The following is an 11,314-nucleotide window of genomic DNA, read 5'->3' as shown; positions in this document are numbered from 1 at the left end:
TGAAGCAATAGCGATGAAAAAGGTCGTCTGAAAACGCAGCTTCCATGGCATTAAACCTTGAACATAGCTTTCAGACGACCTTTCCTCACACTTTTCTCTAGATAGCCTTTCATCCTTCCAAACAACACAAGACCGTAAGACAAAATTTTCAGACGACCTCCAAACATAATCATTGTCATTCGGACTGGAAAATATCCAACCCGCCCTTCCCTCACAAACGGTATCAAAACTATTCCACAAACCGCATGATGCCAAGCAGCCGGCAAACGAAAGGTCGTCTGAAAACCTGAAACAAGATTTTTCAGACGACCTTTTGATTTGGACTTGATATAGTGGATTAAATTTAAATCAGGACAAGGCGACGAAGCCGCAGACAGTACAGATAGTATGGAACCGATTCACTTGGTACTTCAGCACCTTGGAGAATCGTTCTCTTGAGCTAAGGCGAGGCAACGCCGTACTGGTTTAAATTTAATCCACTATAGAATGTTCTCCCCTATTTGAACTTACTCCAGCAAATTTTTCATATTTTCCAGTCAATCCAAAAAATAAAAAGCACGGTAATCAACCGTGCTTTTTGTAAAGCAAATCTGCTTATTTGTTTTTGTGCGAACGAAGATAATCCAAGGTTTTGAGCTGGGCAATCGCTGCGGCCAAGGCTTTGTGTGCTTCAGCCAGCGATTTATCGTCTTTGGCTTGAGAAATGCCGGTTTCCGCCGCCTTCTTGGCAGCTTCCGCGCGCTCCCGATCCATCTCGGAACTGCGTACGGCAACATCCGCCAACACAGTAAGTTGGTTGGGCTGCACTTCCAGCACTCCGCCGGAAACGGCAACAAGCACTTCTTCGGCTTCGCCCGGCACGGTCAAACGCAATGCACCAGGACGTACCAAACTCATAATCGGCTCGTGTCGCGGATAAATACCGAGCTCACCTTGAACAGTCGGAACCACTACAAAACTGGCTTCGCCTGAATAGATGTTCTGCTCGCTACTTACCACTTCAACTCGCATGATGCTCATGCCGACCTCCTTAGTTTAAGGTTTTCGCTTTCTCGACCGCTTCTTCGATACCGCCTACCATGTAGAAAGCTTGTTCAGGCAGATGGTCGTATTCACCGTTCAAGATAGCTTTAAAGCCGGCAATGGTGTCACGCAGCGATACATATTTGCCAGGAGAGCCGGTAAATACTTCGGCAACGTGGAACGGTTGCGACAGGAAGCGTTGAATCTTACGCGCACGCATCACGGTCAGTTTATCTTCGTCTGACAATTCGTCCATACCCAGAATGGCAATAATATCGCGCAATTCTTTGTATTTTTGCAGGGTAGATTGTACGCCGCGGGCTACGTCATAGTGTTCTTGACCCAATACCATCGGATCCAGTTGGCGCGAAGTGGAATCGAGCGGGTCAACTGCGGGGTAAATACCCAAGGAGGCAATATCACGGCTCAATACGACAGTGGCGTCCAAGTGGGCAAATGTCGTTGCAGGAGACGGGTCAGTTAAGTCATCCGCAGGTACATATACGGCTTGGATGGAAGTAATGGAGCCTGTTTGGGTAGAGGTAATACGCTCTTGCAAACGACCCATTTCTTCAGCCAATGTCGGTTGGTAACCTACTGCTGAAGGCATACGGCCCAACAATGCGGATACTTCGGTACCGGCCAGGGTGTAACGGTAAATATTGTCCACGAAGAACAATACGTCACGGCCTTTGCCGCTTTCGTCTTTTTCATCACGGAAGTATTCGGCCATCGTCAAACCGGTCAAGGCTACACGCAGACGGTTACCCGGGGGTTCGTTCATCTGACCGTAAACCATCGCCACTTTGTCCAATACGTTGGAATCTTTCATCTCGTGGTAGAAGTCATTACCTTCACGGGTACGCTCACCCACACCTGCGAACACGGACAAACCGCTATGCGCTTTGGCGATGTTGTTAATCAATTCCATCATGTTGACGGTTTTGCCTACACCGGCACCACCGAACAGACCTACTTTACCGCCTTTAGCAAACGGACACAGCAAGTCAATCACTTTAATGCCAGTTTCCAACAGCTCAGTAGTCGCAGACAGTTCATCAAATTTCGGAGCTGTCTGATGGATGGCACGGTGTTTGTCGGTATCAATCGGACCTGCTTCATCAACAGGCGTCCCCAATACATCGACAATGCGTCCCAAAGTACCTTTACCTACCGGCACTGTAATCGGCGCACCTGTATTGCTTACAGTCATGCCGCGTTTTAAACCATCTGAACTACCCATTGCAATAGTACGGACTACGCCGTCACCCAGAAGCTGTTGCACTTCCAAAGTCAGGCCGTTTGCATCCAATTTCAGGGCGTCGTAAACACGCGGAATGGCATCACGTGGGAACTCCACGTCAACTACCGCACCAATAATTTGTACGATTTTGCCTTGGCTCATTATCGTATCCTAATTTCCTGTTCAGGTTTCAGACGACATTAAACTGCCGCTGCACCTGCTACAATTTCTGACAATTCCGTGGTAATCGCAGCTTGACGCGATTTGTTATATACCAAACGCAACTCTTTAATGGCATTGCCTGCATTGTCGGTAGCTGCTTTCATTGCCACCATACGTGCAGCTTGCTCAGATGCCATATTGTCACTCAATGCTTGGTAAACCACAGACTCTAAATAGCGGCGAACCAGATATTCCAACACAACGACAGGACTTGGCTCATAACGGTATTCCCAACTGAATGAAGAATAACTCTCCTCGTCTTCTATCACATTTTCGCCGATAGGCAGCAGAACCTCCAACCGTGGTTCTTGACGCATGGTATTCACAAAACATGAATACACAAGATGTATTTTATCTAACTCATGCTTCTCGTAACGTTGGAAGATTTCAGTCAATGGACCAAGCAGCAATTCCATTTTTGGGGTATCACCCAAATTAATCGCACTGGCAATAACGTTCAAACCGATGTTTTGACAAGCTGCCAAACCTTTACTACCTAAACAGACGACATCAACTTCAATGCCTTGTTCTTGGTATTCTTGGACTTGCGCTAAGAATTTCTTCAAAACATTCGCGTTCAAACCACCGCAAAGACCTTTATCAGAGGTGATTAAAATGAAACCTACCCGACGTGTTTCACGATGAGGTGCCAATAATTTAATACCGTGATCTTCATGGGTTCGCGCCAAATGACTCATAACTGTCCGCACTTTTTCGGCATACGGACGCGCCAAGCGCATCCGTTCCTGAGTCTTCCGCATTTTAGAGGTTGACACCATCTGCATCGCTTTAGTGATCTTTTGGGTATTTTGAACACTACGGATTTTGGTGAGAATCTCTTTTCCGACTGCCATTTCAGACTCCTTTCATTTCAGCTCTTAGGCTTGGTAAGCATAAGAAGATTTGAAAGAATTCATGGCTTCGGTCAATGCTTTTTCACTTTCATCGGACATCGCACCTGATGCGTTGATTGCTTCTAAAACACTAGGATGCTGAGTGCGTACAAAGCTCAAAAATTCTGCTTCGAAAGCCAATGCCTTGGATACCGGTACATCTTCGTAAGAACCATTATTAATGGCCCACAAGGTCAAAGCCATTTCGGCTGTATCCAAAGTGCTGAATTGTTTTTGCTTCATCAATTCAGTCACCACTTCACCGTGTTGCAGCTGTTTGCGTGTAGCCTCATCCAAATCAGAAGCAAATTGCGAGAAGGCTGCCAACTCACGATATTGGGCAAGTGCCAAACGGATACCGCCACCCAGTTTTTTAATTACTTTGGTTTGCGCAGCACCACCTACGCGCGATACCGAAATACCGGCATTAATCGCAGGACGGATACCGGCGTTAAACAAGTCGGTTTCCAAGAAAATCTGACCGTCGGTAATCGAAATCACGTTTGTCGGTACGAATGCAGAGACGTCGCCGGCTTGCGTTTCAATAATTGGCAATGCAGTCAGAGAGCCTGTTTTGCCCTTCACTTCGCCATTGGTCAGTTTTTCAACTTCGTGTTCATTTACACGGGCAGCACGCTCCAACAAGCGGGAGTGCAGATAGAAAACGTCGCCAGGATATGCTTCACGACCGGGAGGACGGCGCAGCAACAGGGAAATTTGACGGTAAGCAACAGCTTGTTTGGACAAGTCATCATATACAATCAATGCGTCTTCACCGCGGTCGCGGAAAAACTCGCCCATCGTACAACCTGCATAAGGTGCGATATATTGCAAAGCCGCAGCTTCAGAAGCAGTCGCCGCAACCACAATAGTGTGTTCCATTGCGCCATGCTCTTCCAATTTGCGTACTACGTTGGCAATAGAAGATGCTTTTTGACCGATTGCAACATAAATACAGATAACGCCCGTACCTTTTTGGTTGACAATAGCATCCAATGCTACGGCTGTTTTACCTGTTTGACGGTCACCAATGATCAACTCACGTTGACCGCGACCAATCGGAACCATTGAGTCAATGGCCTTCAGACCGGTTTGCATAGGTTGGTCAACTGATTTACGGGCAATTACACCCGGTGCAATTTTTTCGATTGGCGCTGTGGAAGATGTGTTGATCGGACCTTTGCCATCAATCGGGCGACCCAATGCATCTACAACGCGACCAACCAATTCACGACCGACAGGTACTTCCAAAATACGACCGGTACAAGTAACTGTGTCGCCTTCTTTAATATGTTCGTATTCACCCAACACTACGGCGCCGACGGAGTCACGCTCCAAGTTCATCGCCAAACCGAAAGTGTTACCCGGGAATTCGAGCATCTCACCTTGCATTGCGTCTGACAAGCCATGAATACGAACAATACCGTCTGTTACAGAAATAACCGTACCACGGGTACGTACTTCTGTATTTCCAGACAGATTTTCAATTTTAGCTTTAATCAAATCGCTAATTTCAGCAGGATTAAGCTGCATGAAAACTCTCCTAATTTGTCATAGTCGCATACAGGGCATTCAATTTACCCTGCACCGACAAATCCAAGACCTGGTCACCCACTTCAACTTTGACACCGCCAATTAATTCAGGCGCGACTTCAGTTGTAATCTGCAACTTACTGTCAAAGCGTTTTTTCAATATTTCAGCCAACTCAGCCAATTGATCTTCAGTCAATGGATAAGCACTGTAAATTACAGCGGACTTAGTATGATTGAATGACAAGGTTAAAGCTTGATATTGAGCATAGACTTCAGGCAATACAGGCAAACGTTTTTGCTCTGCCAGAACAGTAATGAAATTCTTCAATTCATCACTTTTTAATTCAACGAGTTCGGCAAGTACATTTACCTTTTCAGAAGTATTGATTTCAGGTTGCTCAAGAAAAGAAATTACTTTCTGGTTTTGAACAACCGCGGCTAATTCTTCCAGTCCGCCCAACCAAGACTCAATTTGGTTTTTTTCCTGCGCCAGATTAAACAATGCTTTCGCATAAGGTCTGGCAATCGTTGCGAACTCAGCCATAAGATTACAGCTCCTGTTTTAAAGCACTGAGCAGCTGCGCATGTTTGGAAGTATCCACTTCACTGCGCAAAATAGACTCTGCACCTTTAACCGCCAACGCAGCAACTTGTTCACGCAAAACTTCGCGTGCACGGTTCATTTCTTGCTGGGCATCAGCTTTAGCTTGTGCTGTAATCCGCACTGCCTCAACAGTAGCTTGCTCTTTCGCTTCTTCTACGATTTTGGCGGCACGTTTTTCGGCGTTTGCTACCATTTCGGAAACTTGGTTACGCCCTTCAGCCAAGAGTTCTGCAACTTTCTTCTCTGCCTGTTCAAAATCGCTCTTACCGCGCTCGGCAGCAGCCAAGCCTTCGGCAATTTTTGCGGCACGCTCATCCAATGCTTTTGCGATTGGCGGCCACACGAATTTCATGGTAAACCAAACCAAACCGAAAAAGACGATGATTTGAGCGAATAAGGTTGCATTAATATTCACGTTAGTTAACCTTCGTACTAGTGTTAATCAAACAGACCGAAGTCTGTACCTAGACGGATCACGCCGTTTGATTATGCACCAAATGGTTTAACGAAGGCGAACAACAGTGCAATAGCCACACCAATCAGGAATGCGGCATCAATCAGACCAGCAATCAGGAACAATTTAGTTTGCAGCGGACCAATCAATTCAGGTTGACGAGCAGAAGACTCCAGATATTTGGAACCGACCATTGCGATACCGATAGAGGCACCCAATGCACCCAATGCTACGATCAAACCACATGCAATTGCTACCAAACCCATTTTTTACTCCTTGAGAAAACAAAGAAAGTTAATGAAAAACTACCTAATAAATTAATGTGCATCATGAGCTTGTCCGATATAGACAAACGCCAAGGCCATAAAGATAAATGCCTGCAGGGTAATCACCAAAATATGGAAAATCGCCCATGCCAATCCGGCAAGGATGTGGAAACCAAACAGAATCGGATCCAACACTTCAACGCTTCCAGATGTCGCCCAAGCGCCACCCAGCAAAGCAATCAGAAGGAACACCAGCTCGCCGGCATACATGTTACCGAACAACCGCATACCGTGAGAAACTGTTTTAGAGAGGAATTCAACCAGATTCAAAAGGAAGTTGGCGGGAGCAAGTTTGGCGCCGAACGGAGCGCTGAACAACTCATGAATCCAACCACGGATACCTTTGATTTTGATATTGTAATAAATACAAATTACCAAGACACCGATAGCCAACGCCAAAGTAGTATTCAAATCTGCGGTCGGTACAATACGCAACAATGCATGATGGTTACCGGTAATAATGTTTTGCCACAGCCACGGGAACAAATCGACCGGCAGCATATCCATGGCATTCATCAGGAAAATCCATACAAACAGCGTCAAACCTAATGGAGCAATGGCTTTTCGAGATTGTTCGTTGTGAATAATGCTTTTACACATATCATCCACAAACTCAAACAGAATCTCAACGGCAGCCTGAAAACGCCCCGGCACACCCGCCGTCGCCTTCCTGGCCCCACGCAAAAGTAGGAAACTTCCGATTACACCCAACAATACAGAGAAAAATATTGCATCAATATTAATAAAAGAAAAATCAGCAATATTATCCAAGCCTTGTCCTTTAGCGACATCGGAAAGGCTGGTCAAACTTTGCAAGTGGTGCGTGATGTAATCAGTAGCAGTAATTTTGTCACCTGCCATAATGCTTCACTCTCAACAATACTAAAAAAACCAAATGGCTGACACCGAGCAATCCGAACAAGAACGGAAAGAATATCAAAGACTGATGCCAAACTGCGAATACGGCAAGCATCATTACCAGCGACAGCACTACTTTTAAAACTTCCCCAATAATGAACGCTTTACCATGATACAAAGGGTTACACTTGGAAAGTTTTAAAAGTAAAACTGCGAAAGCGGAGGGAATAAGATAGGAAAACCCGCCTGCGACAGCAGACCAAAATCCTGCCAAACCTGAAAATGCGGCGCTAATCAGCGCAACCGCTGTCAAAACCAGAATTTGTAAGATGAGAATCTGCTTCATAAAAACGGGAGATCCCGACAGTAATGCGAGGCTAAATATAATCAAGAAGCCTATGAACGTCAAGCAATATGTTAATCTTTGTGAGTTCATATCCGACTTTGCCTTAACGTAAGGCAAAGAGTTCGCATTATATCACGCATTACATACAATTACAGACATTAGATTGCAGAATTTTCAATATTTTCATCTTGATTCTAAAAGCAGGTCGTCTGAACGTTTCAGACGACCTTCACCATCAGGCTTTATAAGGGTTTCTGTTTTATTTCGTTTAAAATAAAACGATAAAAATCAGGCAAGTCTTTGGCGGATTTTCTTTTCGCAGAATATTCTGTGATTCAGGACATAACCCACATTAATACCATCATCATTCAACAACTGCCCTTCCCTCTTTTTCAGACGACCCCACCTTCAAACGTCGTCCGAAACCCGTTTCCACTCCAACGCCAAATCATACAAGGCTTTTTTGCCTTCGCCGGTAATTTTGGCGGCAAGTTCGGCGGCCTGCTTGGTAGGCAGTTCGGCAGCGAGGATTTTCATAACGTTTTGGGCGGCATCGGGCAAGGTATCGTGTTTTTCACGGGGCTCAGGATGGAGGATGAGCACCATTTCGCCGCGCGCCTGATTGCCGTCGTTTTTCAGGGTCGTCTGAATTTCAGTAACCGTGCCGCTGAGGAAGGTTTCGAAGGTTTTAGTGATTTCTCGGGCAAGGGTCAGGCTGCGTTCGGGGAAGAGGGCCGCCATGTCGGCAAGGGTGGCTTCGATGCGGTGCGGGGTTTCAAACATCACGACGGGGAAATCAGCCTGCGCCCATTTGGCAAGCAGCTTCTGCCGCTCGCCGGATTTTGGCGGCAGAAAGCCGTTGAAGTAGAAATTGGGTTCGATAACGCCTGCGACGCTCAATGCACCCATGACCGCGCTCGCGCCGACAACGGGGACGACCTTGAACCCTGCCTCGCGCACGCGGCGGGCAAGTTTCGCACCCGGATCGCAGACGGCGGGCGTACCTGCGTCGGAAACTTGTGCGACAGTGAGGTCGTCTGAAAGATGGTTGATGATTTTGTCCGCCATTTGCTGTTCGTTATGCTCGCGCACGCTGACGAGTTTGCCCTGTATGCCGTATGCGCTCAGAAGCTGTGCGGTAACGCGCGTATCTTCGGCGCAGATAATGTCGGCTTTTTGCAGGACGGCGAGTGCGCGCAGGGTGATGTCCGCCAAATTGCCGATGGGCGTGGCGACAACGTATAATGTCCGTTTTTCAATACTGTCGGCGGCTTTTTGAAGGTGTTTTTGAAACATGGCTTTATCAGGTCGTCTGAAAACAATATAACGATATTATACGGGGTAAACTTCCATGCGTCTGAACCACAAACAAGGGGTGGCGGGCGAAGATACCGCGCTGGCGTTTCTTCTTTCGCAAGGCTGCAAACTCGTGGCGCGCAACTGGCACTGCGCTTACGGCGAAATCGATTTGATTGTCAAAAACGGTAACATGATTCTGTTTGTTGAAGTAAAATACCGCAAAAATCAGGGTTTCGGCGGTGCCGCATACAGTATTTCGCCATCTAAGTTATTGAAACTGCAACGGTCTGCGGAGTATTATCTGCAACAAAACGGCATGACGGATAGCGCGTGCCGCATCGATGCGGTGCTGATAGAAGGAAACCGCCCGCCCGAATGGATAAAGAATATTACAGGTTGACGATATGACGACATTACAAGAGCGCGTTGCCGCCCATTTCGCCGAAAGCATCCTTGCCAAGCAGGAAGCCGAAAAAGTATTGGTCGAGCCGACTGCTCAAGCAGCGGAATTAATGCTGCAATGCCTGATGAACGACGGCAAAATTTTAGCCTGCGGCAACGGCGGTTCGGCTGCCGACGCTCAGCACTTCGCCGCCGAAATGACCGGACGCTTTGAAAAGGAGCGGATGGAACTTGCCGCCGTCGCGCTGACGACGGACACTTCCGCGCTGACCGCCATCGGCAACGACTACGGTTTTGACCATGTGTTCAGCAAGCAAGTGCGCGCGCTCGGACGTGCCGGCGACGTTTTGGTCGGCATCTCTACCTCCGGCAACTCCGCCAACGTTATCGAAGCCATCAAAGCGGCACACGAACGCGATATGCACGTCATCGCCATGACCGGCCGCGACGGCGGCAAAATCGCCGCCATGCTCAAAGATACCGACGTACTGCTCAACGTCCCCTACCCGCGCACCGCCCGCATTCAGGAAAACCATATCCTGCTGATACACGCCATGTGCGACTGCATCGACTCCATGTTGCTTGAAGGAATGTAAGCCTTTTTTCAGACGACCTCTTTTAAAGGTCGTCTGAAACATATCCGCCGAACCCATCATCAAGGAAAAAATATGAACATCAAACGTCATACCGCACCCGTTCTGACCGCCCTCCTCCTCAGCCTGACACTCAGCGGCTGTGTCGGCGTACTCCTCGGTGGCGCGGCAGTCGGCACTAAATCCGCCGTCGACCGCCGCACCACAGGCGCGCAAACCGACGACAACGTAATGGCGGTACGCGTCGAAACCACCGCCCGCTCCTACCTGCGCCAAAACAACCAAGCGCAGGGTTACACCCCCAAACTCAACGTCGTCGGCTACAACCGCCACCTGCTGCTGCTCGGACAAGTCGCCACTGAAGGCGAAAAACAATTCGTCGAACAAATCGCCCGCGCCGAGCAGGCCGCCGAAGGCGTGTACAACTACATCACCGTCGCCCCCCAAGGACGCACCTTCGGCGACGTAACCAACGACACATGGGGCACATCCAAAGTCCGCACCGCCCTTTTGGGCCTCAAGCCCACCACGCAGGCGCGCGTCAAAATCGTGACCTACGGCAACGTGACCTATGTGATGGGCATCCTGACGCCTGAAGAACAAGAAAAAGTTACCCAACGCGTCAGCACCACTGTGGGCGTACAAAAAGTCGTTACCCTGTATCAAAACTACACCCAACAGCCATAGGATTGCCCCTTGACTGACAGGTCGTCTGAAACCTGATTTTGTTTCAGACGACCTATTACGATACAATCCGCCCGATTGATTTCATTTTTACCGATTTATCATGTCCAAAACCCCTAAATCCTCATTCCAACTCAAACCCAAACATTTAATCGGAGCCTTTTTCGGCGTCTGCATCATTGCCGTTGCCGCCTTGGTCATCGGCGTCATCAGCACCATCAAAAGCCACGATTCCCAAGAACGCGAAGCCATTAAAAACAAACCCGTTCCCAAAGACACCCCTGTCGAAGTCTGGCGCCCCATCGGCGCTCCCGAAGAGGACAGAACCAAGCCTGCCGCCAAAGCCGAGCTTGACGATGACGAAAAAACCGATTCCCGCAATCCCGTCATCCCGCCCAAAAACAAATCAAACGGCAAAAACAGCAACACCGCCCCGACTGAGGACGAAGCCTCAGAAGACAAACCCGCCAATAACAAAGCAAACGCCAAACCTGCTGTAACCGAAACGCCCGATACCGAAGAAAAAACGCCGCGCAGCACACCCGCCGCAGCAGGCAACAGACGTACGCCGTCGGAACAGCCGGCCGAATCCAAACCCGCGGCAAAACCCGAACAACGCCAACCCGAAGCAGCCAAGCCGGCACCTAAGCTGACGCCGAAACCTAAGACTCCTTCCAAATCCAAAGAAGTCATCGACAATCTATTCTAGTGCGGACTGGCATTCGGCTTTAATTTGAACTTCCGGCATCAGCCTCGAATCCAAAAAAAGTCGAAACGTCCGCACGCCTCGTTGCAGTGTTCTTATAGTGGATTAACTTTAAATCAGGACAAGGC

General features: G+C 48.2%; 14 protein-coding genes. 4 read left to right on the top strand and 10 right to left on the bottom strand.

The window, feature by feature from the left end:
• Positions 1 to 594 precede the first annotated feature (594 nt).
• The 10 genes from HMPREF3050_RS09040 to rsmI form a co-directional block, all read right to left on the bottom strand.
• Positions 595 to 1,020 carry a F0F1 ATP synthase subunit epsilon gene (locus HMPREF3050_RS09040; RefSeq protein WP_003741652.1) on the bottom strand — a complete coding sequence of 142 codons (426 nt, stop codon included), beginning with the start codon at positions 1,018 to 1,020 and terminating at the stop codon, positions 595 to 597.
• Positions 1,021 to 1,030: 10 nt separating this feature from the next.
• Positions 1,031 to 2,428: a F0F1 ATP synthase subunit beta gene (gene atpD, locus HMPREF3050_RS09035; RefSeq protein WP_003760432.1), complete on the bottom strand. Its 1,398-nt coding sequence runs from the start codon at positions 2,426 to 2,428 to the stop codon at positions 1,031 to 1,033.
• A 38-nt stretch (positions 2,429 to 2,466) separates the two neighbouring features.
• Positions 2,467 to 3,342, bottom strand: coding sequence for a F0F1 ATP synthase subunit gamma (gene atpG / locus HMPREF3050_RS09030; RefSeq protein ID WP_070774517.1), 876 nt, complete (start codon positions 3,340 to 3,342; stop codon positions 2,467 to 2,469).
• A gap of 24 nt (positions 3,343 to 3,366) precedes the next feature.
• Positions 3,367 to 4,914: a F0F1 ATP synthase subunit alpha gene (atpA, locus tag HMPREF3050_RS09025; protein ID WP_070774516.1), complete on the bottom strand. Its 1,548-nt coding sequence runs from the start codon at positions 4,912 to 4,914 to the stop codon at positions 3,367 to 3,369.
• Between the two features lie 10 nt (positions 4,915 to 4,924).
• Positions 4,925 to 5,458, bottom strand: coding sequence for a F0F1 ATP synthase subunit delta (locus HMPREF3050_RS09020; protein WP_060974683.1), 534 nt, complete (start codon positions 5,456 to 5,458; stop codon positions 4,925 to 4,927).
• A gap of 4 nt (positions 5,459 to 5,462) precedes the next feature.
• The gene (locus HMPREF3050_RS09015) at positions 5,463 to 5,933 is read right to left on the bottom strand and encodes a F0F1 ATP synthase subunit B (RefSeq protein WP_003760441.1); all 471 of its coding nucleotides are present in this window, start codon (positions 5,931 to 5,933) and stop codon (positions 5,463 to 5,465) included.
• Between the two features lie 71 nt (positions 5,934 to 6,004).
• On the bottom strand, positions 6,005 to 6,238 hold the full coding sequence (gene atpE, locus HMPREF3050_RS09010) for a F0F1 ATP synthase subunit C (protein WP_003760443.1): 234 nt from the start codon (positions 6,236 to 6,238) through the stop codon (positions 6,005 to 6,007).
• Positions 6,239 to 6,289: 51 nt separating this feature from the next.
• Positions 6,290 to 7,159, bottom strand: a complete 870-nt coding sequence (gene atpB / locus HMPREF3050_RS09005) for a F0F1 ATP synthase subunit A (RefSeq protein WP_003780077.1) — start codon at positions 7,157 to 7,159, stop codon at positions 6,290 to 6,292.
• Positions 7,149 to 7,502: an ATP synthase subunit I gene (locus tag HMPREF3050_RS09000; RefSeq protein WP_070603140.1), complete on the bottom strand. Its 354-nt coding sequence runs from the start codon at positions 7,500 to 7,502 to the stop codon at positions 7,149 to 7,151. The genes atpB and HMPREF3050_RS09000 overlap by 11 nt, the downstream gene beginning before the upstream one ends.
• Before the next feature lie 408 nt (positions 7,503 to 7,910).
• Positions 7,911 to 8,798 carry a 16S rRNA (cytidine(1402)-2'-O)-methyltransferase gene (gene rsmI / locus HMPREF3050_RS08995; protein ID WP_070774515.1) on the bottom strand — a complete coding sequence of 296 codons (888 nt, stop codon included), beginning with the start codon at positions 8,796 to 8,798 and terminating at the stop codon, positions 7,911 to 7,913.
• 55 nt (positions 8,799 to 8,853) lie between these two features.
• Here rsmI and HMPREF3050_RS08990 point away from each other — a divergent pair, with 55 nt between their 5' ends.
• From HMPREF3050_RS08990 to HMPREF3050_RS08975, 4 genes are all read left to right on the top strand, one after another.
• Entirely contained in the window at positions 8,854 to 9,201 is a 348-nt protein-coding gene (locus HMPREF3050_RS08990; protein WP_070774514.1) for a YraN family protein, read from the top strand.
• A 4-nt stretch (positions 9,202 to 9,205) separates the two neighbouring features.
• Positions 9,206 to 9,799, top strand: coding sequence for a phosphoheptose isomerase (locus tag HMPREF3050_RS08985; RefSeq protein WP_019270777.1), 594 nt, complete (start codon positions 9,206 to 9,208; stop codon positions 9,797 to 9,799).
• 72 nt (positions 9,800 to 9,871) lie between these two features.
• Complete coding sequence (locus tag HMPREF3050_RS08980) at positions 9,872 to 10,483, top strand: BON domain-containing protein (protein ID WP_003760455.1); 612 nt, start codon at positions 9,872 to 9,874, stop codon at positions 10,481 to 10,483.
• A 100-nt stretch (positions 10,484 to 10,583) separates the two neighbouring features.
• Positions 10,584 to 11,189, top strand: coding sequence for a ribonuclease E (locus tag HMPREF3050_RS08975; protein ID WP_070774513.1), 606 nt, complete (start codon positions 10,584 to 10,586; stop codon positions 11,187 to 11,189).
• Positions 11,190 to 11,314 lie beyond the last annotated feature (125 nt).

The organism is Neisseria sp. HMSC065D04, assembly GCF_001815675.1.
In the GTDB taxonomy this organism is placed as follows: domain Bacteria; phylum Pseudomonadota; class Gammaproteobacteria; order Burkholderiales; family Neisseriaceae; genus Neisseria.
Note: the sequence above shows the minus strand (reverse complement) of the source record. Positions and strands in the feature narration are given on the sequence as shown.